Origin of the sequence: Chloroflexus sp., assembly GCF_034432675.1 — a bacterium.
Taxonomy (GTDB): Bacteria; Chloroflexota; Chloroflexia; order Chloroflexales; family Chloroflexaceae; genus Chloroflexus.
Genome location: NZ_DAOUBI010000232.1, coordinates 39,562 through 63,266, shown reverse-complemented (window position 1 = coordinate 63,266; position 23,705 = coordinate 39,562). Strand labels below are relative to the sequence as shown.

Sequence of the window (23,705 nt, the reverse complement as noted above, 5' to 3'; positions counted from 1 at the left end):
ATTACCTGTCAACCAGAGCTAGAATGCCGGCAAGTCGTTATCTTCTTCCTCAGCATCACTCTGATCGTTGTCACCATCACCACTCAGCAACTCTTCCAGTCGTGCCCGTAAGAGTGCCTCGTTGTCGCTTTCTGGGGCTTTGTTCCCATTTGGCATCGGCAATGGTGTCGCTCGCCGGGTCTCGGCGGGGGCTTCTTCCGCCTGCTGCGATTCTTCGAGCATGTGAGCCATCTCGCCGATCAGATCCTCGTGCGGACGTTCGATCCGCTTCTCGATCCCGGTACCGGCAGGAATGAGTTTCCCGATAACGACATTTTCCTTCAGACCACGCAGGTAGTCAACCTTACCCTGAATGGCGGCATCGGTCAGCACTCGCGTTGTCTCCTGGAAGGAGGCGGCAGCCAGGAAGCTGTCGGTGTTGAGCGATGCTTTGGTGATACCGAGCAGCACCGTCGCCGCAGTTGCCGGATCACCACCCTGGCTGACAATGTCGTTGTTGAGACGACGGAACTCGGCGCTATCGATCAGCTCACCCGGTAAGAGACCGGTATCGCCTGGGTCTTCAATCCGTACCCGGCGCAACATCTGCCGTACAATGACCTCAATGTGTTTGTCGTTGATGTTAACGCCTTGTGAGCGGTAGACCTTTTGCGCTTCATTGACCAGATAACGCTGTACCGCCTCGCGGCCTTGCAGTTCGAGCAGCTCTTGCGGATTCGCACTACCGTCGGTTAGTTGCTGACCGGCCATCACCCGCTCACCGTTTTCGACCCGAATGCGGGCATTGTGCGGTACCACCAGTTCGCGTTCCTGGTGATCTTCCTGACTGACGATGATCCGGTCGCCTTGAATGAAGGCTTTGCCAGTCAGACGGGTTACGATCTGAGCACCACCCGGCCCTTCGGCGATAACCTGCCCTTCATACACCTCGCTCTCGTGGTTGATGGTTGGGCTGAAGCCGCGACCAAGCGGGTACTCATCGGTGTAAACATCGGTTGAGACGATGCGAATGATACGGACACCCTCTTCGTCACGCACAATCTGGACGACACCGTCAATCTCGGCCAAGAGTGCTTTGCCTTTCGGTACTCTGGCCTCGAAAATCTCCTGCACACGCGGCAGACCCTGCGTGATGTCGTCGGCTGACGCAACACCACCGGTGTGGAAGGTGCGCAGCGTAAGCTGGGTACCCGGCTCACCAATCGACTGGGCAGCAATAATTCCAACTGCTTCGCCGATCTCGACCAGCTTGCCGGTTGCCAGGTTGCGCCCGTAGCACAGCCGGCAGAGTCCGTGTTCGGCCTGACAACTGAGCGGTGAGCGAACGAAGACCGACTCCTGACCGCTGGCCAGAATAGCAGCAGCCAGCTCTTCGTCGATCTCGGTGTTGCGGTCGGCGATCAGTTCACCAGTCTCTTTGTGATAGATCGGCGCGGCCAGGATACGACCCAACATGCGTACCTGGAGCTTCTCCATCAGCTCATCGTCATCGGCACCATGTAGCCACAACCCCTCTTCGGTACCACAGTCTTCGATGGTGATGATGACATCCTGGGCCACATCAACCAATCGGCGGGTCAGATAACCGGCGTCAGCGGTACGGAGTGCGGTGTCAGCCAGACCTTTGCGGCCACCGTGGGTCGAGACGAAGTAGTCGAGTACCGAGAGACCTTCGCGGAAGTTGGCTTTAATCGGCAGCTCGATAATCCGACCGGTCGGGTCTGACATCAGGCCACGCATACCGGCCATCTGCGAGATCTGATTGATGTTACCACGAGCGCCGGATGTAGACATCATCGCCACCGGACCGAAAGGATTGAGGTTTTCCTTGACCGCTTGAATAGTCTGCTTGGTAGCCTCTTGCCAGATGCGCACAACCTCTTGATACCGTTCCTCTTCGGTAATCAGACCGCGACGGAACTGCTTTTCAACATCGGCCACCGACTGCTCGGCTTCACGAACGATATCGTATTTTTTGGCCGGTACTTCAATATCTTCGATACCAATCGTCATACCGCCCAATGTAGCATAGCGGAAACCGAGCGCCTTGATGCGGTCGGCCTGCTGGGCGGTCATCTCCGAGCCGTAGATACGGGCCAATTCCTGCACATGCTTGTTGCCGTGGGAAGCCCGTGCTTCATCGAGCTGATCCTCACTTAGATTGCGCAGATTGGTGTAGTACTGATAGCAATCGGCGATGATCTCTTTCAGCCCTTTCTTATCGATCAGGCGGTTGCGGAAACGTAATGGCGGCTGCAATTCATTATTAAACAAAATACGCCCAATCGTCGTTTCGATCAGCATGCGAGGCGTACCATCAGTAGCTGGGGGTAGTTCGCGCACCGGACGGTCACTCTTACCCGACAGGGTACCGTTCATCCGAATCCAGATCGGGGCCTGGATGTCGAGGAGATGCTTCTCGTAAGCCAGCATCGCTTCGTCAATTGAGGCGAAGCGCTTTCCCGATCCTTTTGCACCGTCACGCACCATGGTCAGGTAGTAGCACCCTAACACGATGTCTTGCGAGGGGGTGATGATCGGTTCACCGTGGGCCGGGCTAAGCAGGTTATACTTGCTCAGCATCCGCGTGCGCGCCTCTTCCTGAGCTTTACGCGACAGCGGTACGTGTACCGCCATCTGGTCACCGTCGAAGTCAGCGTTGAAGGCAGCACAGACGAGCGGATGGAGCTGAATGGCCGATCCTTCGATCAGTTTGGCCTCGAACGCTTGAATTGAGAGCCGGTGTAGCGATGGTGCACGATTGAGCAGCACCAGATAGTCTTTAATCACCTCTTCGAGGGCGTCCCACACCTCGGGACGCACACGCTCGACAGCGCGCTTGGCGTTCTTGATATTATGAGCTACACCACGCTCGACAAGGCGGCGCATCACAAAGGGCTTAAACAGCTCAAGCGCCATCTTCTTGGGCAGACCGCACTGGTGTAGTTGCAGGTTCGGCCCAACCACGATCACCGAGCGGCCCGAATAGTCAACGCGCTTACCGAGCAGGTTCTGGCGGAAGCGACCCTGCTTACCCTTGAGCATATCGCTCAGGCTCTTCAGGCGGTGCTTGCCTTTACCGCTCACGGCCCGACCGCGACGACCATTATCAATCAGCGCATCAACCGCCTCTTGCAGCATGCGCTTCTCGTTGCGCACGATGATTTCCGGCGCGTTGAGTTCAATCAGGCGCTTCAAGCGGTTATTCCGGTTGATCACCCGGCGATAGAGATCGTTCAGGTCGCTGGTCGCAAAGCGGCCACCGTCAAGCTGCACCATCGGGCGCAGATCGGGCGGAATCACCGGCAGCACGGTAAGGATCATCCATTCGGGACGATTACCACTCTTGCGGAACGCCTCCACCACGCGCAGACGCTTGGTAGCCTTCTTCCGCCGTTGTCCCTGCGAAGACTGAATCTCGGCCTGCAGTTCTTCGGCCAGTTTGTCGAGATTGACCGTCTTTTCGATCAATTCCCGCACCGCGCCAGCACCCATATCGGCGCGGAAGACACCGGGAGCGATGTCGCGCAACTGGCGATACTCAGTTTCGGTGATAATCCGTCCAACTTTGAGCGTGTCAAGTTGTTCGAGCTTCTCCTTCTCCTCGCGCATGAGATGATCGAGCTCGCGCTGGAATCGCTCTTGCAGTCGCTCTTGCTCCTGGGTCGCCTCGTAGGCTTTGCGCTCACGCTCGGCATCGGTGAGCAACTCAGCATCGGCCAGATCGCGACGGCGCCGCTCTTCGAGCACCTCAAGCTCCTGCTCAACCAGCTCGTCGAGCTGGTCAAGGGTGTTTTCGTTGATCGGTTCACCCTCTTCAACGACGGTGACGCCACGGAAGAGAATATCCTCATCGGCCAGCGTACCACTGAGTTCCTCTAACCGCTCACGCAGTTGTTCGGCCTCGCTGGCGATCTCATCACGCAGACGGCGATACTCTTCTTCAATCTGGCGCTGGGTGCTCCGTTGGGCTGTCTCCATCCCGCCAAGGTCTTGCGTCAACTGAGTACTTAGCTCGATGCGCTTCTCCTCAGCCTGCTTTTGTATCTTCTGGCGACGAGCGGCATACTCTTCCTGGATCATCTCACGGGCAACCTGGAGCATATCTTCTTTCACTTCGACAATGATGTACGAAGCGAAGTACAGCACGCGCTCAAGGTTGCGTGGCGAGATGTCGAGTAAAAGACCAAGCCGTGACGGCGTTCCTTTGACGAACCAGATATGGCTGACCGGTGAGGCCAGATTGATGTGGCCCATACGCTCGCGGCGTACCTTCGAGCGAGTGACTTCGACACCACATTTGTCGCAGACCACACCTTTGTAGCGCACACGTTTGTACTTACCACAGAAGCATTCCCAGTCCTTGGTTGGGCCGAAAATGCGTTCGCAGAACAAACCATCACGTTCAGGTTTGAGCGTGCGATAGTTGATAGTTTCAGGCTTCGTGACTTCGCCGTGCGACCACGATCGGATGTCTTCGGGTGAGGCGAGGCTAATCCGAATGGCGTTGAAGTCGTTAATTTCCAGCATGTGGGCTTACTCCTGTAGCGGGAGAATTCCGCCAGTCTCCAGACGCTTCTTGTGGTTCAATCAACCACATGAGCGCACAACTGAGTTAGCTGCCGTCGTCTATGCGCCTGTCGTTCGGTGAGAAAAGCCATTCACCAAACAGACATTTGTTCGGTGAAGGGCCGGGTACCAGGTACGTATCAACCGTCAGATCGAATTGTCATACAGCCTGAATACCGGCCCTTCGTGTACCAGATTCCCCGTTCTCTTGATCGGAACGAGAGGAAGCCTGTGCCAACGGGTCAAAGCGAGCGATGCTAGAACTCGCCGCGTTCCATACCACTCAGGTTAATTCCTTCGAGAGCACCGATGTCGCTGTCGAGATCATCGCTCAGCTCAACCGGCTTCTCGTCGGCGCTCAACACTTCGACGCTCAGGCCAAGGCTCTGCAATTCCTTAATCAGCACCTTGAAGCTCTCGGGAACACCTGCCTCCTGGATTGGTTCACCCTTCACAATGGCTTCGTAGGTCTTGACCCGACCGACAACATCGTCGGACTTCACCGTCAACATCTCTTGCAACGTGTAGGCTGCACCGTATGCTTCGAGTGCCCAGACCTCCATTTCACCGAAGCGCTGACCACCGAATTGGGCCTTCCCACCCAGCGGCTGCTGGGTAACCAGGCTGTAGGGACCGGTTGAACGGGCGTGAATCTTGTCTTCGACCAGGTGAGCCAGCTTGAGCATATAGGCATAGCCCACCGTCACCGGGTTATCGAACCTCTCGCCAGTCCGCCCGTCGTAGAGCGTCACCTTACCGTCGGCGGGCAATCCGGCCTGCACGAGCAGGTCTTTGATCTGATCCTCGTGGGCACCATCGAAGACGGGAGTTGCCACGCGGAAGCCAAGGCGAGCAGCGGCCCAACCCAGGTGCGTTTCGAGGATCTGACCGATATTCATACGTGACGGCACACCGATCGGGTTAAGAATAATGTCTACCGGTCGTCCGTCGGGGAGGAAGGGCATATCCTCGATAGGCAATACCCGTGACACAACACCCTTATTGCCGTGGCGACCGGCCATCTTGTCACCGGCGCTAATCTTCCGCTTCTGACACAGGAGCACGCGCACCGTCTGATTGACGCCAACCGGCAATTCGGCGCCTTCACTTCGCGAGAAGACCTTAACGTCAATCACCTTACCGCGCACCCCGTTTGGCACGCGCAGCGAGCTATCTTTTACTTCACGGGCCTTCTCACCAAAGATAGCGCGCAGCAGACGCTCTTCGGCGGTCAGATCGGTTTCGCCCTTCGGGGTGATTTTACCGACCAGAATATCGTTGGGTTGAACCTCGGCGCCGATGTAGATAATGCCGCGTTCATCGAGATTACGCAGACTCTCCTGACCAACGTTGGGAATATCGCGGGTAATCTCTTCGGGGCCGAGCTTGGTATCACGGGCTTCAACCTCATACTTCTCGATATGGATCGAGGTGAAGATGTCTTCGCGAACCAGCCGCTCGCTGACCAGGATCGCGTCCTCGAAGTTACCGCCTTCCCAGGGCATGTAGGCGACCAGAACGTTCTGACCAAGAGCCAGCTCACCCTGATCGGTGCTCGAGCTATCGGCAATGACATCACCAGCTTTCACCCGTTGCCCACGAACAACCGCTGGCCGCTGATTGATACAGGTGTCCTGGTTGCTGCGCATAAACTTGCGCAGACGATACTCAGTTTGATTTCCGTCGTCTTCCTCAATCACAATCCGTTCGCTGGTTGTGCTCACGACAACACCATCGCGCCGGGCCACAATAACCTGACCGCTATCGCGAGCCGCACGATACTCCATCCCGGTACCGACGATTGGGGCATCGGGGCGGAGCAAGGGCACAGCCTGCCGCTGCATGTTTGAACCCATCAGCGCACGGTTGGCGTCATCGTGCTCGAGGAAGGGGATCAGCGATGTCGAGACACTCACCACCTGTTTTGGCGACACGTCCATATAATCGACCCGCTCAACCCGCTCACTCACGAAGTCTTCACCAAAGCGGCACGAGACAATCGTATCGAGGAAGCGGTTATGCTGGTCGAGAGGCGCATTCGCCTGCACGATGACGAAACGGTCTTCTTCATCGGCACTCAGGTAATCGACCTCTTGCGAAACAACCGGGCGGATCTTGATATGCTTGATCGGCAGCTCAACAATCCGTTCGGCCAGCGCACGGTTGATCTCGGTACCTGCCTCGGCAATCAGCTCATCAGTATCGGGATCGACGATGTCTTCACGCAGAATCTGACCGCGCAGCAGGCCAATCGTAATCTGGCGAGCGATCTCATCGTTCACCCGGGTGCCCTTGGCGGCAATCAGGTCGCCGGTGCGCAGATCACGCACGTCGCGCAGCAGAATGCCCTTTTCCTTCCAGACCTGGACATTATCTACACTGTTGTACACCTTGCGGTACGGTGTTTCGAGAAAGCCCATCTCGTTGACGCGGGCGAAGGTAGACATCGTGCCGATCAGACCGATGTTCGGACCTTCCGGTGTCTCAACCGGACAGATGCGGCCATAGTGCGAGTGGTGCACGTCGCGCACTTCAAAACCGGCCCGATCACGCGAGAGACCGCCGGGGCCAAGTGCCGACAAACGGCGCTTGTTGGTCAACTCGGCGAGCGGATTGGTCTGATCCATAAACTGGCTCAACTGCGAGCCACCGAAGAATTCGCGCATTGCCGCAACGACCGGGCGAATATTGATCAGACCATTCGGCGTTGCACTTGCCGGGTCTTGCAACGACATGCGTTCCTTGACAACACGCTCAAGGCGCAGCAAACCAACCCGGAACTGCTGTTGGATCAGTTCACCGACCGTGCGCACGCGCCGGTTGCCGAGATGGTCAATATCATCGGGCCGCCCATGACCATTGTTAAGCAGAATGAGCTGCTCGACAATGCGGAAGATGTCACGTGGCAACAACACCCGCACACTCAAATCGGGTGCTTTGGCACCATCGCGACGGACATCACGTTCCCAGAGATTCTTATTCAGCTTGTAGCGCCCCACCTTTGCCAGATCGTAGCGGCGCGGGCTGAAGAGCAGTGACTCGATCAGCGAGCGGGCATTCTCAAGCGTAGGCGGATCGCCGGGACGGAGCCGCTTGTACAATTCGAGCAAAGCTTCCTTGGCATTGCGCGAAGGGTCTTTATCGAGCGTGGCATGGATGTATGGGTGCTCTGGTACTGTATCAATGTGGCGGAACAACTCGATAATCTGGTCATTGTGACCGAACTTATCGAGTTCATTATCCGGCACCCAGCGTCCATTCCCATTCTCCTTCTCCTCGGCAATCCAGGCGGTAATTGCACGCAGCAGGATGGTCACGGGAATCTTACGCTTGCGATCCACCTTAACGCTGATCACATCGCGCTTATTGGTCTCAAATTCGAGCCAGGCACCACGATTGGGGATCAGCTTGGCAGTGTGAAGCGAGCGACCACTGGTTGGTTCCTTCTCATCTTTGAAATAGACGCCGGGAGAGCGGATCAACTGTGAGACCACGACTCGTTCAGCACCATTGTAGACAAAGGTACCGTTATCGGTCATGATCGGGAAATCACCAAGAAAGATCTCCGACTCTTTAATCTCACCGGTGGTCAGGATACGCAATTCAACCCGCACGCGCAGCGGAGCGGCGTAGGTCAAATCGCGTTCACGACACTCGAACTCATCGTAGCGTGGCTCACCAAAGGTATAATCGCGGAAGTGGAGTTCAAGATTTTTGCCGGTAAAGTCGGTGATAGGCGAAATCTCATCAAAGAGTTCGCGCAGCCCCTCTCGCTTGAACCACTCAAAACTCTTGAGCTGAGTTTCAATCAGTAACGGCAGATCGATAGCATCCTTGATCCGGGCGAAGGAGCGGCGTTCAATCCGGCGCGACCGACGCCCATCGGCGCCCGGGTCGATCGGGGCGATCAATGGCTGAAGAACCACGCTCTCAATCAACGGGGGCATACGCACCTCTCTCTGTATCACGCTTACGGTTCAGCACACGACTTTGCGTGGCGATTAAGGATCAAAAAACATAAATAGCCAACCTGCAGCGCTACCCATCAGCGGGCCGCAGGCGGACTGACACGGCACGTTGTTTGTTTACGTCTTGTTGTGCCCCACACGGGGACTACCCACCATTACGCTGTATCAATACGGCGCATATACAGATCGCGAAAGACAATGATACCACGGATTTGCGAAAAGAGCAAGCTCTTTTTATCAGCACGGGATTTTTGCTGTTGCTAGTAGTATAGCACGATTCAATGGGGAAAGGGTGGTAAACGGTTCAAATGCCACCAAGGCGATTGCTCGTGGGGAAGAGGTGGATATTTGAAGCACGGGAACGCAGACCTGGTTAGAAGTAAGGCAAGGATGTTAGAACCTGTTTCAAAAAACATCTACTATGAAGGTATCTCATTCATTGCCGACCAATTCTATGTTCGTGACGAGCACACCCGGCATCCGCGTGATTAGCCGGGTCAACAACGTTGTACGCGCTAGATCGTGAGCACGGCTGGCGCGGCAGCATGGCTGCCGCACTCCAAACGACGCCACACGCGGATGATGAGCGAACAAGGCAACCAATCCAGCGCGTGATGGCACCGGCGATGGTTATGAGAGCGCGATAGTATAGCTTTTTATGAAATAAGTTCTAGTATCCCAAGAGTTCGCCCAGTGATCTGTACCCGCTGTAACATTACAAGATGGGGGAGTCCCGTAAGGTTTCCTCCATCTCCTGCCGGAACTATTGAGAATGGTGTCAGGTGTTGTTGATGAAGCGCAGTTGATATCGTGGGATCATCAGCCCTACTCGACTACAGCGCCCGATCCGCTGTAACCGGTTGGGAGGAGACGTGCTGTCCGGTTGCCGGCCACCACCAGATAATCGTGATGCTTAGCAGCAGGACAATCGTTGTGACTAATCCGCCTTCTGGGCCGAATGCGCCGCCGGTCAACCAGTCAGGACCGGTCTCGATTAGATTGAAGATCATACCACCGCTAACCATCTGGCCGCTCACTTCCAGTCCGAAGAGGTTGCCCTGCGCCCAGTTCCAGATTGAATGAAAGGCACAGATACCCCACAGCGACTCTTCACGCAAAGCATAGAGTGCGCCAAATAGACCGTACAGAGCCAGATTGATCATTGCCAGCACACTCAGGTTGGGATTGAGAGCGTGCATAAAGGCAAAAAAGAGCGATGAGATGAGTAGTCCGACCCATACCCGGTAGCGGGCCGCGAGGGTCGGTAACATCCAGCCCCGGGTGAAAATTTCTTCGGCTGCGCCCTGAATCAGCCAGCCCGGGAAGAAGACCAGCACGACTCCACCGAGCGCTGCCAGCCCAACCTGGGCAGGATCACTATCCTCGATAGCAATGTAACCCAGCAGTGCCATCAGCCCTACAATTGCCGCGAATGCAGCCAACCCGATGAGCAGGCCGCGACCGTAAAGAAAGAGGATTCTTCCCCGCTCGAAACCGAGAGTGGTGAAAGAACGTCGCTCGTAAAAGCGTATCCACAACCAGGTGAACAGAATCATTGCCCCGAAGGCCACCATTAACTGAAGGGACAACGCAAGCCCTGATAGTAGCGGCGGTTGGGTAAGCGCACTCTCTTCAGTTATCGGTATGATACCGGCGAGGAAAAGCATGAAGACAATCGGTAAGGCAAAAAGCTGCGAACCAAAAGCGATGGATAAACCAACCAGTATCACTGCCCACCAGGGTGGTAGACGTTGACCACTGCGCACCAGATCGTACAGACGGTTGTGCGTAAGCCACTGAGGGATCATATCCGCTCCTTGTTATTAATAATAATATCGTTATCATTTATTCTAACAATAACCATATATCGTCGTCAAGAGGGATCGAGTCGGGTAAAAGAAGTGGCCTTGCTACCCCTGATGTTGGTGGTACCAGCGAATCGCGCGTTCAGGTGATACCACTATTGTTCAGGTGTGATCCTCGTGCTGTGGCGTGATCGGGTATGCCATTGGCGAGTCGCCGGTGGATTGGCGTGGGCGTAGGGGGGCGACGCATGCGTCGCCCCTACCGGCTCTGGTGCCGGGAAGCTATGCATTACCCATAACTGGTGTCAACCACGTGCGTATCAGCGGGTATGAACGCCATGGGGTGATGTTGTGGGCGACTGGCCCGGTGGCAACGTGCAGCTCCAGCCGTGCTATCGCGTACTGAATGGATTGCCTTTCTCGCACATCATGTGCGTGTCGCAGGGTTTGGAGTGCGGCAGCCATGCTGCCGCGCCAGCCGTACACACGATCCGGCGCGTGTCACAACGTTCCTCATCCTGGTCACGGAGAAACTGGATGTGATCGTTTCGATCAGCGAGTCGGTCCGGCATGAATGCGATACCTGTGTGTAAACGTTTTGGTTATACCAGGTTCGTGCCTGCGTACCAGCGGCCACAGCCAGCACCTGACGGCGGTTGAGAGGATGCCTCCACGCAGGCTGGAAGCCTGCGCCATGGGGAGCTGCCACGGGGAGCGCTTGTAGCCCGGCCTAACGCAGCGTGACGTGTGGGTAATGCATAGGGTAAAGGGAGGGGCTTTATTGCTGGCGGCAAGCGAATCGGCGGCCTGTACACTGGAGAGGCGCTGGTGGATTGTCATCGGCAACGCATGCGACGCTCCTCCTGGCACTAGCGTCCAGCGTCGGCATCGGGCGACGTATGCGTCGCCCCCTACTGACTCAGATAACCGGATGCCTCGCAACCGGCAGTAAAGTACAGGTAAGCCGCCACAAGGTAGTGGAGCTTTCCGGAGTGAACATCTGGCGATAGTGTAGCTTGTTGAAAGAGAAGAATGAATGTCCATAGGGCTAGACAGTGAGGATAGAGTACGGTATACTCATGTCAGGGATATTTAGAAACTTGGCTAAATGTCTATGGAACAGTCGATAACCCGTACTCTTCAGGCACTCTCGGATCCGACGCGACGGGCGATCATTCGGATGCTCAACGAGCGTGATATGACCGCCGGCGAAATTGCTGCCCATTTCGCGATCTCGGCACCAAGTGTTTCTCATCATTTGAATGTATTGAAAACAGCCGATCTGGTCACTGTCGAGCGACAGGGTCAGCGGATTGTGTATCGGTTGAATGCCACGGTCTTGCAAGAGATGCTCAGTAGCTTACTGGATTTATTACGCATCGGCGTCGAGCGGAAGGAGGACGGACATGCGTAATCTACGGTTAATGCTAATCGTTGTGGTACTGATGTGGGGGTTTGGCCTGATCTTGCTACCGTCCATTCCCGATCCGGCGCCTATCCACTGGAATGCTGCGGGTGAGGTCGATGGTTATGGTAGTCCGTGGCTCGTAGCGTTGTTACTCCCAATCATAGCAACCATCACGGCTCTCCTGGCATTGGTTTTGCCACGAGTCGATCCACGCGGTCGGGGGTATACGGCATTTTTCCGTACGTATGCGCTGATTATGAATAGTCTGATACTGTTTTTCGCCTGGTTACAGGTCATTACGATTGGTGTGGCTGTAGGATGGCAAATCAGCATTCCGCGTCTGCTCAGTTTGGGAATGTCACTCTTGATCATTGTGTTGGGTAACGAGTTGGGACGGGTAACTCCCAACTATTTTGTCGGAATTCGTACACCGTGGACACTCGCCGATCCCGATGTCTGGCGCAAGACGCATCGGGTTGGGGCCAGGTTGTTTGTCGCTGGTGGTGGTCTGGCTGCTCTGTCCAGTCTGGTTGTGCCTGAAGAGTGGCTCTTCGTGGCAACCTTGTTATTCGTGATCGTTCCGGTGCTGGCAACGATTCCGTATTCGTATGTGGTCTGGCGGCAATTACGGAGTGGTTAAGTATTTGCCACGAATAGAAGAAGGAAACGTGAATGACTACTCTCAATTGGCGCGGTATAGGCTGGTTTATCGGATTAGCAATGGGCTTCGCGTGGCTCTGCTGTTTACCACTCTGGCTTAGTGGTCAGGGTCTAAATCATCCGCTAGCGTTTGCACTCATCTTACTGATGATGTTTACGCCATCGCTGGCGACGCTCATTGTAGTACGCTGGATCAGTCCACCACCGGTTGGTATCGTCGAAGCAACCGGTCTGGGGTTGGGGAAGGGACGGCGATGGGGATGGTACTGGTTGTTTGCCTGGACAGTGCCGGCGCTGGTGATGGTCATTTCGCCGTTTTTCAGTGCGTTACTTGGGGCCTACGACCTCGATCTGTCGCTGTCCGGCTTTCGTGAGTTGTTGAACACAGCGGGCGCGGGTGATGCGCTGGCTAACGTATCACTATGGCCGATTGTGATCATGCAGTTGCTGGTTGCGCTGGCAATTGGCCCGCTGCTAAACGCGATTCCGGTGTTTGGTGAAGAGTGGGGCTGGCGCGGGTATTTGCTACCCCAACTGCTGCCACTTGGTCAATGGCCGGCGCTGATCATCAGTGGCGTCATCTGGGGCTTGTGGCACGCCCCGATCATCCTCCTGGGTTACAACTATCCCACCAATCCGGTGTTGGGTGTGGTGATGATGACGGTCTTTTGTGTGCTGGTGGGTACGCTGCTCGGCTGGACGCGACTCGCAACCGGGAGTGTCTGGCCAGCCGTTATCGGTCACGCCGGCTTGAATGCCTTTGGCGGAGTGGTTGTCCTTTTTGCCCGTGCCGGCTCATCAGTCGACACCATTTGGGCAACAGCACTGGGCGTAACCGGTTGGCCGTTGTGGTTGATAATCATCGCCATCCTTGTTCTTGCTCGCCGGTTGCCGGTGAGCGATGTGCCTGATGAACAGCAAGTGCGCGACGCACAAGTGATGTCAATTGCTATGCGCTAACCCATCATACAACCGCACAACCTGAGTTGGCGGCGTAATACCCTCAGCCCGCAAGCGTGTGCGCAGCCGTTTGATCAGCTCGTGGCGAAGGAGAAACTGGTCGGTGAAGGTTTGACCGCGCAAGACGACGGTAAAGCGCGTTCCTGATGGATCGACTCCGTTGAAGCGAATGAGTGGCTCGAAGGTCGCTACACCACCGGTAGTGGTGGTCAGAATCTCACGGGCGACCTCAAGAGCCACTCTTTCGGTGTGTTCCAGATCGGCATCAGGTCCCACCGCAAAGTCGACCAGGACTGCTAGTTCCGGTTCAGGTCGGCTAAAATTGGTAACGATCTGGGTGATCATTTGGGCGTTGGGAATGATGATAATGTTGTTCGCCAATTGCCGGATGTAGGTGTCAGACCAGCGAATATCGGTGACAAATCCCTCTTCGCCAGAGGCAAGCCGAATGTAGTCGCCGGGGCGTACCCGATTAGAGACGATAATTTGTACCCCGGCAAAAAAGTTGGCTAATGGCTCGCGGAGAGCAAGGGTAAGGCCGAGACTCGATCCGGCAATGACGGTTAGCACAGGACTGATCGGAACACCGTAGCTGACCAGCAAGGTGCCACCAATCGCTAATGCCCCCAGACCACGCAACAGATTATTGATAAGTGAAATGTTTCCGATCTGACGATGGCGGAGATAGCTATCGACAAGATTGGTGATTAACCGCACAATAAAGACAGCAACTGCTAGCGTCGTAGCGATACTGAGGACAGGTTGCCAGGAATCGATCAAGGATGAAGAGACAACCTGATCGCCGACAAGGTTGAGCAAGAGTACGAGCGTCCAGAAGGTAAACTGACCTCCAAGTGCGATAGCGACAGCTTCAATCGCAATCGCGTTACGGGCGTCGGCCCAGCGTTTGATGGATGGACGAACCAGCCAATCAAGCACGAGGCCGCCAGACAAAAGCACAATAATGAGTGTAATAGTTTCGGTAAGTTCAATTTCGTTCGTAATCATACAGGTATTATAGCCAACTTTGATAGGAGTACAAACCAGATGATGGACGATGAGCAGCGAATTGCCGATTTACGTCGCATGCAGCGAGTTGCAACCGGTTTACTGGTAGCAGCGGGTATAGTCTTCGTGCTGGCGAGTATCTGGCGTGATGTCGCACCGTGGGTGCCGTTCGTGCGGGCGTTTGCCGAAGCAGCAATGGTCGGCGCATTTGCCGATTGGTTTGCGGTTACTGCTCTTTTCCGACATCCACTTGGGTTGCCGATCCCACATACAGCGATCATTCCCCGTCGCAAAGAACGCATTGCTGTTAGCTTCGGTCGTTTTATTGAACATAATTTTCTTGACCCTGATCAGATTACCAAACGGATTCGTTATCATGATCCGGTTACTCACATAGCGCACTGGTTACGCCGACCTGAACACTCAAATCAGGTGGCAGAAGTCGTAGCCGACGCAATTCGTGGCCTGTTGCGGGTCATTGATGATGATGACGTGAGCCAGGCGCTGGCACGAGGGCTTAATCAGCGTGTCGAAAGCATCCCAGCAGCATCGCTGGCCGGTCGTCTGCTTGGGGTCTTTCTCACCGGTGGTAGACAACGCGATGCGCTGATGCAGCTTGTCCAGTTGCTGGCAGAAGTTATTGCTAAGAATGAAACGGAAATCCGGCGCCGGATTGCCGGTGAGCTACCACCGTGGGTGCCCCGTATTGTCGATCAGCGTATCTACGAACGGTTGCTGGAAGCAGTGCAGCGCTTGTTGCGTGAATTACGTGATACCCCGGACCATCCGCTCTTCCAGCAGTTTACCAACTTGATTGATCGCTGGATCGTCGATTTACAGTTTGACCCCCAGGTTCAGCAGCAGGGTGAAGCATTGAAGCGTGAGCTCATGGCACACCCGATGGTGCGAGAGCTGGTTCAGGCAAGCTGGCGTGACCTGAAGCTAACCCTTCTTACCCAGAGTGTATCGCCTGCGTCACCGTTGCGTCATTCGATTGCCACTGCACTGACGCGGTTTGCCGATCTTCTTGAACACAATGCGGAATGGCGTGAAAAAGTAGATACCTGGATTGAGGCAGCGGTGGTGGTGATTGTGCGTCGTTACCGACATACGATTGGCGAATTTGTTACGCAGACGGTCAATAACTGGGATACGGAGGTAACAACGCGCAAAATCGAGCTGCAATTCGGGCGTGATCTGCAATTTATTCGCATTAATGGTACCATTGTAGGTGGCCTGGTTGGCCTGATTATTTATAGTGTTTCTCTTCTCTTTTCCTGAGTGAGCGATGCTGCTCGTGACGCAAGGAGGCGCATAATGACGAAGCAGAGTAAACAAACGACCATCGACGGCCATCGTCTGCATCCCGAAAGTCTGATGATGAGTTATGGGTATGTGCCGGCACTCTCTGAAGGTGCGATCAAGTGTCCGATTTTCCAGACCTCAACCTTTGTGTTTCAGACCGCCGAAGAGGGTAAAGCCTTCTTCGAGCTGGCCTACGGTCTACGCCATCCTCGTGAGGGCGAAGAGATTGGCCTGATTTACAGCCGGCTTAACAACCCCGATCTTGAAATTCTGGAAGACCGGCTTACGCTATGGGATCAGGCTGAGTCCGCAGCGGTATTTGCCAGCGGGATGGCGGCTATCACCACCACCCTGCTCACCTTCTTACGGCCCGGTGATGTCATTGTGCATAGTGAGCCGGTCTATGGCGGTACCGATTACCTGTTGAAGCACGTCTTGCCGTCGTTTGGGATCCGGCGATTTGGTTTTATGTCGGGTGTTTCACCCGAACAGGTTGAAGTCCAACTGCGACGTACCGGCCTGTTTGATACGGTAGGGATGATCTATCTGGAAACGCCGGCGAATCCGACGAATGCCTTGGTGGACATCGCCGGCTTTGCGGCGCTGGCGAAGCGAATGCCACGACGAGTCTTAACCGCAGTTGATAATACGTTTCTCGGCCCGCTCTGGCAACATCCTCTGGCCCACGGCGCCGATCTGGTGCTCTACTCGGCTACCAAGTATATCGGTGGCCACAGTGATGTGATTGCCGGAGTCTGTCTGGGCAGTCGTGAGTTGCTGGCCCAGGTGAAGGGGATGCGCACCATTATGGGAACGATGTCGGGTGCGCATACCGGTTGGCTCCTTCTGCGTTCACTGGAGACGCTCAAGATTCGGATGGAAACCCAGCAAGCTGGCGCACGCCGGGTAGCCGATTTTCTGGCAACCCACCCCAAAGTAGCGCGGGTCTACTATCTCGGCCATCTTGAAAGTAATGATCCCCAATACCATATCTATCGGCGGCAATGTCTGGGACCAGGGGCCATGATCTCGTTTGATTTGCACGGTGGTGAGGCGGAAGCGTTTCGCTTCCTCAACCATCTGCAATTGATCCACCTGGCAGTGAGTCTGGGTGGTACCGAGTCGCTGGCCGAACACCCGGCTTCGATGACCCACTCGGATGTCGATCCCGAAGAGCGCATCGAGTTTGGGATTGGCCCGGCCATGATCCGGCTTTCGGTGGGAGTGGAACATCCCGATGACCTGATCGCCGATCTGAATCAGGCGTTGCGGGCGGTGTGATTTTCAAGAAGTTAGAACATAGGAGATAGGAACGAGGAAGAGGAGCCAGGTGTAGAGAAGAAATGCTCTTGCCAGGGTCTGTTATATATGTTGTAGTATGAACGGAGCCGGTTTGGGTAGGTAAAGGTATCGCTTTTACCTACCCTCGCAGATCGACCCGTTGTAGACTATGCAGACAGGTGTTCAGTGATAGATCCCATCCAGAGATCGGTCTTTTGCTAGAACTGTCTCCGCTCGCGAACAGACACCATCAGGAATCCCTGAACTGCGTTCACAACGACACCGTCAATCATCCCACAATGGATGATACGATTATGGCGTGTCATAGATGCGGTATAATTGTATCGGTTGTACAGTTGAACGGCGCTACATTTTCCCAGTTTCGCACCTGAACGCTTTGCTTTTATGACTGACGTAACGGAGTTATCTGCTTTTGCTAAGGCCCAGATGTTATGAAGAAATTAATATTCTTATTGCACTCTCTTTCGCATAAGTAAGCTTGACATGTACACAAAAGCGCAGCATCATGCATACATGTCTCTGTTTGATGTTTCAGTACGATAAGAACAACGCTTCTATCTTTGCAAGAAAGAACTGATCCGAATAATCATAGCGGGATAGGCGAAGGTATTGCCTTCACTCACCTATCACAGGTGCTCAGAGTGATGTGATACATCGGCAACGTAGAACACAGTTATGTCGGTGTTCTTTTCGTATGTCAGAACAGTACCGAGAAAACGAGGAAACTACCATCAAGTCATTATCCCTTTTGACAGCCGATGACACTGTGCGTGCGATTGTCAGCCATGACACCGACGGGGCGATTATTGTTGATCACAGCGGTGTTGTACGGTTTTTGAATAATGCTGCTGAACGACTGCTCAATCGTCATGGCGCGGAATTGCACGGCAAAGTCTTTGGTTTTCCGCTCGTAGTAGGTGAGCGTGCGGAAGTTGAAGTTTTGCGCCCGAATGGTGATTTCTCAGTCGCCGAAATGCGGGTGCTGGCGATCCGGTGGGAGGGGCAAGACGCAATCTTGATTACGTTGCGCGACATTACCGCCGAGCGTCAGGCAGAAGCAGCTCTTCGTGAAGCAGAAGAGTTCAGTATTGCGATTTTGAATTCATTGACCAGTGAGATTGCGGTGATTGACGAGCACGGCAGGATTATTGCTGTTAATGAAGCCTGGCTGGATTTTGGCCGGCGTAACGGGATTCCCGATCTGTCGGTAATTGGGATTGGGGTGGATTATTTTGCAGTTTGCGCCGCAGTCAGTGATGATGTGTATACTGCTGAGATTTTGCGTGGTTTGAAGGCAGTGCTAAATGGTGAAATAGCCGAATTCACGCACGAGTACCCGTGTACTGGCCCGCAGGGTACCCGCTGGTTTTCGCTACGGGCAGTACCACTGCGTGGGACACGTCGGGGATTAGTAATTTCTCATCAGGATATTACCGATCAGCGTCGGGCAGCACAGATCGCGGCTGAAGCAGAGATGTTACGCGAACAGCTGCGACAGATGGAACGAGAGCTGGTTAACGTTGAAGTTATTTCTCGTTCCGAGGAGGTTCAACGTTCGCGGCTGACACCGCTGCGTCAGCGTGCTCCCGATCTCTTTGCGCGTGCGTTGGAACGCTACAGCGCTATTCTGGAAGAAGCGTTGCACAGTCGGGTTCATCGCACCCCAATGCCTTCACAGGCTCTCCGTGAATTAGGTGAGTGGCTGGGATCGGTCTGGGCTACGCCGCGTGATTTAATTGACACCCATTTGCAAGCGATCCGTGAACGTAGTCAGTTTTATGCGCCCAAAAAGATTCAGGCTTACTTTGAAGAAGGACGTCTGCTGTTGTTAGAGTTAATGGGTTATCTTGCATCGTACTATCGAGCAATAGCGACGGGTGAATTGCGTGATCAGGAATAAGTAGTAAGAGTTAACTGCCGGCGGGATGAGTCTGTGAGTAAAATTGTTTTGCAGCTCTATATTGCAGGTCATACCCCTCGTGCCGAACGTGCGATTAGTACGTTGCGCCATATGATTGAGTCGGAACTGGCCGGTTATGAGTGTGATTTGATGATTATCGATGTTCTCGCCCATCCGCAGCAGGCAGAAGATCAGAAGATTTTGGCAACTCCGACATTGATTAAGAGTTTGCCTCCACCATATCGACGGGTGATCGGCGATCTTTCCAGTGTCAACGATTTGTTGCAAGTGCTGAACTTACCTCCAAAATCGTGAGTTTGCTATTCATTGGTAACAACAAGGAGCAAGCTGGTGTGCGCTGATCAGATCGAACGCCTGCCCACCGGAATTACCGGTTTTGATCATATCGCTAACGGTGGTTTGCCCAAGGGTCGCACAACACTGGTTTCGGGCACCGCCGGTAGCGCGAAGACTGTCTTTGCAGCCCAGTTTCTGGCGGCCGGTATCAAACGTGGTGAACCGGGGGTCTTTGTGACCTTTGAAGAGACCCCAGATGCCTTGCGTCGCAATATGCTGGGTTTTGGATGGGATATTGCCCGCTGGGAAGCAGAAGGAAAGTGGGCTTTTGTTGATGTGTCGCCTCAACCTGACGAAGAGATTGTCGAGTTGGGATCATACGATCTCGGTGCATTATTGGCCCGCATTGAACATGCGGTACGTAGCATCGGGGCCGTTCGGCTGTCCCTCGACTCGCTCGGCGCCATCTTCACCCGCTTAAGCGATACCAGAGTAGTGCGCAACGAGCTGCTGCGGATTGTCAGTACGCTGCGCCGGCTAGAAGTGACGGCAGTCTTGACCGCTGAGCGAACGCAAGAATACGGTGAGATTGCGCGCTACGGGGTAGAAGAGTTTGTTTCCGACGATGTAGTAATTTTACGCAATGTGCTCGAAGATGAGAAACGGCGACGCACGGTCGAGATTCTCAAGTTTCGTGGTACTTCGCACCAAAAAGGTAGCTTTCCCTTTACCGTTATTCCCGGCGAAGGGATTCATGTCATTCCGCTCTCGGCAATTGAGCTGAAGCAACGATCGTCCAATGTTCGGATCACATCGGGAAACGCCGAGCTAGATCGTATGTGTGGCGGTGGCTTCTTCCGCGATTCGATTGTGCTGGTGAGTGGTGCTACCGGAACCGGAAAAACTCTTATGGCCACAACCTTTATGGCTGCCGGCGTTCGCCAGCAGGAACGGTCGTTGCTCTTCGCTTTTGAAGAGAGTCGCGACCAGCTCTTCCGTAATGCGATTGGTTGGGGGATCGATTTTGAGCAGATGGAGCGTGATGGCTTGTTGCGTGTGATCTGTAATTATCCCGAGGTAACCAGTCTGGAAGATCAATTGATCTTTATGAAGGCTGAAATTGATCGCTTTCGTCCACAACGGGTAGCGGTAGATAGCCTCTCGGCACTGGAGCGGGTGGCCACGATTAAGGGATTTCGCGAATTTGTAATCGGTTTGACGTCATTTATCAAGCATCAAGAAATGGCCGGTCTCTACACGGCGACTACCCCAACCTTGCTGGGCGGTTCATCGGTGACAGAGGCACATATTTCGACCATCACCGACTCGATCATCCTGTTACGGTATGTTGAGTTGTTTGGCGAGATGCGCCGCGGGTTAACGGTCTTGAAAATGCGTGGTTCTGGTCACGATAAAGACATTCGTGAGTTTACAATTGATAGTCGTGGTATGCATATTGGTCGTCCATTTCGTAACATTTCGGGTATTTTGTCAGGTCAATTCACCCACATTACCCCAAGTGAGATTGATCGCCTGAGTGCAATGTTTCGCGATGAAGAGAGCGGTGGGGCGTACGATCAATCATCTTGAGCGCTTTTCGGAGTTCTGGTCGGTGAGTGAGACTATTCAAATGCGGCAAGACCACGCTGAACGCAATCCACAGTCTGCTGATCTCGAGTCGTCGAATCTGGATCGACAGACTCTCTACGCGATACTTGCCAACAATATTAATGCATTGCTGGTACTCGATCTCGACGGAGTCGTGCTCTTCGCCAATGAAGCAGCGCAGCGTCTGTTTGGTCGGCAGTCTGCTCAGCTAACCGGCAGTCCATTTGGCTTTCCACTTCAGCCTGGTCTGACAGTGGATGCCGAGATCGTACGTCCTGATAACTCAGTCGTTATTGTCGATCTGCGGGTTGAGCCGATAGAGTGGCAGGGTACGCCGGCGATGCTAGCCGTGCTGCACGATATTACTGATCGTAAGCAGGCCGAACAACAGTTGATCGAGATGCAGCAGCTTTTACATTCGGCGCTGGATGCCCTACCAACCGCTATTGCTATCCTCAATCAGTACGGTCAGGTCTTGGCCGCGAATGTCCGCTGGTTACAATTGGGGACTCTGCTTGGTGTTGAGACGGTCGATTGTGCAGTTGGTGCATCGTTTCTGGCGGCGTGTCACTTGGTTGGTAAAACAGCAGGTGTCATCGCGCAGGCCATTGAACGTCTGTTACATGGCGACGTGGTTCGATACGACGATGAGCTTGTGGTAGGGAAGGAAGCACAACGCTGGCTGGAAATACGGGTGGTGCGCTTCGGTTCTGGCGAGCGGGTGCAAGCCGTGGTAGTGCTTGACGACATTTCGGCCCGACGGAAGGCTGAGCAGATCGCCCTCGCTCGTCGCCGAGTATTGGAATTGATTGCTCGCCAGTACGATTTACGAACGATTACCCGCGAATTGTTACACCTGATTGGAGAGCAAATTCCTGATCTGATCTACGCTGCTTGTGTTGTGCGTTCGAGTAATCTGTTTGTCAGCTATAGTACATCGTTACCGGAAGAGGTGATCAAACATCTTGATGCCTGGGCTGGTGAGGTGCTGGCATCCGAGCTGCTCCCGCAGCAGCGGATAATGTCGCTGCATGTAGACCCCTCCCGGTGGCCGGCAGTTGATTACATCCTGCAAGCATACGCGGTGAGCGGAACGTGGATGATGGCATTGCAAACCAACCGCGATGTCGATAGCTGGCTGCTCGTTTGCCGACAGCAGAATAACCCACTGACAGCCGAAGAACAGCTTCTGATTGAACAGTTTGAACAGTTGAGCCTCATCGCGCTCGAACAGCACGCTACACTGCATAAACTCGCCTATCAGACGCATCACGATGCACTCACCGGCTTGCCGAACCGGCTGCTGTTCGAGGATCGCTTACAGCAGGCGATTGAGCATGCCCGGCGGGCAAATACCATGGTTGCTGTGCTCTTCATCGATCTCGATCGTTTCAAACACGTCAATGATACCCTTGGTCACACAACCGGTGATATGCTCCTGATCCAGGTTGCCCGTCGCTTTGAAGCCTGTATACGCGCAACCGATACCATTGCCCGTCATGGTGGTGATGAATTCTTACTGGTGTTGTCTGACATTACCAATCCTCAACAGGTGACACATATTGTGTATCGTCTCCACGAGGCACTCGATCAGCCCTTCTTCGTCAACGGCCATGAGATTTTTGTAAGTGCCAGTATCGGCGCCAGCCTGTACCCGATTGATGGTACCGATGTGATTGCATTGCAGCGGGCTGCCGATGTCGCGATGTACCGTGCCAAGCAGCTTTTGCACAACAGTTTTCATTTTTTTGATGCGGCAATTACTGATGTCTCCATCGAACGATTACAGATCGAGAACCTTCTGCGGCGGGCGATTGAACGACAGGAGCTGCTGCTCCACTATCAGCCAAAAGTTGATCGCACAGGGCAGTTGGTCGGTTTAGAGGCGTTGTTGCGCTGGCAACATCCTACATTGGGAATGGTTTCTCCGGCGCGGTTTATTCCAATTGCCGAAGAAACAGGCTTTATTGTGCCCATTGGTAGATGGGTGCTGCGTGAGGTTGCGCGTCAGGTGACGCAATGGTGGCAGGATGGTCTGAAGGTTGTCCCTGTTGCCGTGAATGTGTCGGTGATCCAGTTTACGCAAGCCGATTTTGCGCAGACTGTTGCCGATACGGTAGCGCAGACTGCATTACCATTTTCCTGGCTGGAACTTGAATTAACCGAAAGTATGCTGATGGGCCAGATTGATGATTTACGTCGCCAGCCCGGTGAGTTGCGCCAGCTTGGGGTGACACTGGCAATTGATGATTTTGGTACCGGTTATTCCTCACTCTCTTACCTGCACCGTTTGCCAATCAACGTGTTGAAGATTGACCGGTCATTTGTTGCTCTTCTCGACCAGGACAACGCCGGGGTTGAACGTAGCCTGATCACCACAATTATTACCCTCGGTCATCACCTTGGGGTGCAGATCGTTGCTGAAGGTGTTGAGACGGCAGGTCAACATCAGATACTATTCGATGCCGGTTGCGACGTGTTTCAAGGCTATTACATCAGTCGTCCACTACCTGCTGAAGAGGTACGAGGATGGTTAGATCAGAACACAGGTGCAGGGTGAGGGGAGAAAACGCGTGAGTTCGCATTTGTCAGGGGGATTACAAGAGATAGGATCAGCTGGCATCATCTGTATGATCCGGACGGACGGATTGCCTGGGGGCGGGTTGAGGGGGCGGGTTGAGAACCCGCCCCTACGGTGCATGGATGATCCGGATGGACGGATTGCCTGGAGGCGGGTTGAGAACCCGCCCCTATGGTGCATGGATGATCCGGATGGACGGATTGCCTGGGGGCGGGTTGAGAACCCGCCCCTACGGTGCATGTGCCTATTCCCATTGGTATATAGGGGAGTGCGGTAACCGAGGGTGTTGCGTTCCATTTTTGCGCAAATGGGTGGCACTCTTACCACCAACGGG

At 54.3% G+C, this 23,705-nt stretch carries 13 protein-coding genes; 9 read left to right on the top strand and 4 right to left on the bottom strand.

Going from position 1 to position 23,705, the window contains the following annotated elements; translation table 11 throughout:
- Window positions 1-18: 18 nt before the first annotated feature.
- The 3 genes from rpoC to VAE55_RS17505 form a co-directional block, all read right to left on the bottom strand.
- Window positions 19-4,530: a DNA-directed RNA polymerase subunit beta' gene (rpoC, locus tag VAE55_RS17515; protein WP_322817010.1), complete on the bottom strand. Its 4,512-nt coding sequence runs from the start codon at window positions 4,528-4,530 to the stop codon at window positions 19-21.
- A 296-nt stretch (window positions 4,531-4,826) separates the two neighbouring features.
- Complete coding sequence (locus VAE55_RS17510) at window positions 4,827-8,516, bottom strand: DNA-directed RNA polymerase subunit beta (RefSeq protein ID WP_322817009.1); 3,690 nt, start codon at window positions 8,514-8,516, stop codon at window positions 4,827-4,829.
- A gap of 854 nt (window positions 8,517-9,370) precedes the next feature.
- The gene (locus VAE55_RS17505; RefSeq protein WP_322817008.1) at window positions 9,371-10,345 is read right to left on the bottom strand and encodes a type II CAAX endopeptidase family protein; all 975 of its coding nucleotides are present in this window, start codon (window positions 10,343-10,345) and stop codon (window positions 9,371-9,373) included.
- A gap of 1,111 nt (window positions 10,346-11,456) precedes the next feature.
- Between VAE55_RS17505 and VAE55_RS17500 the strand changes: the two genes are divergently transcribed.
- Genes VAE55_RS17500 through VAE55_RS17490 form a run of 3 tightly spaced genes read left to right on the top strand, consistent with a single transcriptional unit; the run spans window position 11,457 to window position 13,370 of the window.
- Window positions 11,457-11,756 (top strand): autorepressor SdpR family transcription factor, encoded by a 300-nt coding sequence (locus VAE55_RS17500; RefSeq protein ID WP_322817007.1) that lies wholly within the window; start codon window positions 11,457-11,459, stop codon window positions 11,754-11,756.
- Entirely contained in the window at window positions 11,749-12,390 is a 642-nt protein-coding gene (locus VAE55_RS17495) for an SdpI family protein (protein ID WP_322817006.1), read from the top strand. Before VAE55_RS17500 ends, VAE55_RS17495 begins: the two co-directional genes overlap by 8 nt.
- A 32-nt stretch (window positions 12,391-12,422) precedes the next feature.
- Entirely contained in the window at window positions 12,423-13,370 is a 948-nt protein-coding gene (locus tag VAE55_RS17490; RefSeq protein WP_322817005.1) for a CPBP family intramembrane glutamic endopeptidase, read from the top strand.
- On the opposite strand, the gene VAE55_RS17485 is transcribed toward VAE55_RS17490, so the two are convergent.
- The gene (locus tag VAE55_RS17485; protein WP_322817004.1) at window positions 13,353-14,378 is read right to left on the bottom strand and encodes a mechanosensitive ion channel family protein; all 1,026 of its coding nucleotides are present in this window, start codon (window positions 14,376-14,378) and stop codon (window positions 13,353-13,355) included. The genes VAE55_RS17490 and VAE55_RS17485 overlap by 18 nt on opposite strands.
- Before the next feature lie 39 nt (window positions 14,379-14,417).
- On the opposite strand from VAE55_RS17485, the gene VAE55_RS17480 reads away from it, so the two are divergent.
- The 6 genes from VAE55_RS17480 (at window position 14,418) to VAE55_RS17455 (ending at window position 23,350) form a co-directional block, all read left to right on the top strand.
- On the top strand, window positions 14,418-15,659 hold the full coding sequence (locus VAE55_RS17480; protein WP_322817003.1) for a DUF445 domain-containing protein: 1,242 nt from the start codon (window positions 14,418-14,420) through the stop codon (window positions 15,657-15,659).
- Window positions 15,660-15,695: 36 nt separating this feature from the next.
- Window positions 15,696-16,964 carry a cystathionine gamma-synthase family protein gene (locus VAE55_RS17475; RefSeq protein ID WP_322817002.1) on the top strand — a complete coding sequence of 423 codons (1,269 nt, stop codon included), beginning with the start codon at window positions 15,696-15,698 and terminating at the stop codon, window positions 16,962-16,964.
- Between the two features lie 715 nt (window positions 16,965-17,679).
- A complete protein-coding gene (locus VAE55_RS17470) occupies window positions 17,680-18,885 on the top strand; it encodes a PAS domain-containing protein (protein ID WP_322817001.1) in 1,206 nt (401 codons plus the stop codon).
- Between the two features lie 33 nt (window positions 18,886-18,918).
- Window positions 18,919-19,200 (top strand): circadian clock KaiB family protein, encoded by a 282-nt coding sequence (locus VAE55_RS17465; protein WP_322817000.1) that lies wholly within the window; start codon window positions 18,919-18,921, stop codon window positions 19,198-19,200.
- Between the two features lie 36 nt (window positions 19,201-19,236).
- A complete protein-coding gene (gene kaiC, locus VAE55_RS17460) occupies window positions 19,237-20,772 on the top strand; it encodes a circadian clock protein KaiC (RefSeq protein WP_322816999.1) in 1,536 nt (511 codons plus the stop codon).
- Window positions 20,747-23,350 carry an EAL and GGDEF domain-containing protein gene (locus tag VAE55_RS17455; RefSeq protein ID WP_322816998.1) on the top strand — a complete coding sequence of 868 codons (2,604 nt, stop codon included), beginning with the start codon at window positions 20,747-20,749 and terminating at the stop codon, window positions 23,348-23,350. The genes kaiC and VAE55_RS17455 overlap by 26 nt, the downstream gene beginning before the upstream one ends.
- The last annotated feature ends 355 nt before the right edge of the window (window positions 23,351-23,705 follow it).

Bases quoted from the DNA above. Each gene is read 5' to 3' on its own strand.
- rpoC (WP_322817010.1), bottom strand. From the start codon at position 4,530: ATGCTGGAAATTAACGACTTCAACGCCATTCGGATTAGCCTCGCCTCA.
- VAE55_RS17510 (WP_322817009.1), bottom strand. From the start codon at position 8,516: ATGCCCCCGTTGATTGAGAGCGTGGTTCTTCAGCCATTGATCGCCCCG.
- VAE55_RS17505 (WP_322817008.1), bottom strand. From the start codon at position 10,345: ATGATCCCTCAGTGGCTTACGCACAACCGTCTGTACGATCTGGTGCGC.
- VAE55_RS17500 (WP_322817007.1), top strand. From the start codon at position 11,457: ATGGAACAGTCGATAACCCGTACTCTTCAGGCACTCTCGGATCCGACG.
- VAE55_RS17495 (WP_322817006.1), top strand. From the start codon at position 11,749: ATGCGTAATCTACGGTTAATGCTAATCGTTGTGGTACTGATGTGGGGG.
- VAE55_RS17490 (WP_322817005.1), top strand. From the start codon at position 12,423: ATGACTACTCTCAATTGGCGCGGTATAGGCTGGTTTATCGGATTAGCA.
- VAE55_RS17485 (WP_322817004.1), bottom strand. From the start codon at position 14,378: ATGATTACGAACGAAATTGAACTTACCGAAACTATTACACTCATTATT.
- VAE55_RS17480 (WP_322817003.1), top strand. From the start codon at position 14,418: ATGATGGACGATGAGCAGCGAATTGCCGATTTACGTCGCATGCAGCGA.
- VAE55_RS17475 (WP_322817002.1), top strand. From the start codon at position 15,696: ATGACGAAGCAGAGTAAACAAACGACCATCGACGGCCATCGTCTGCAT.
- VAE55_RS17470 (WP_322817001.1), top strand. From the start codon at position 17,680: ATGTCAGAACAGTACCGAGAAAACGAGGAAACTACCATCAAGTCATTA.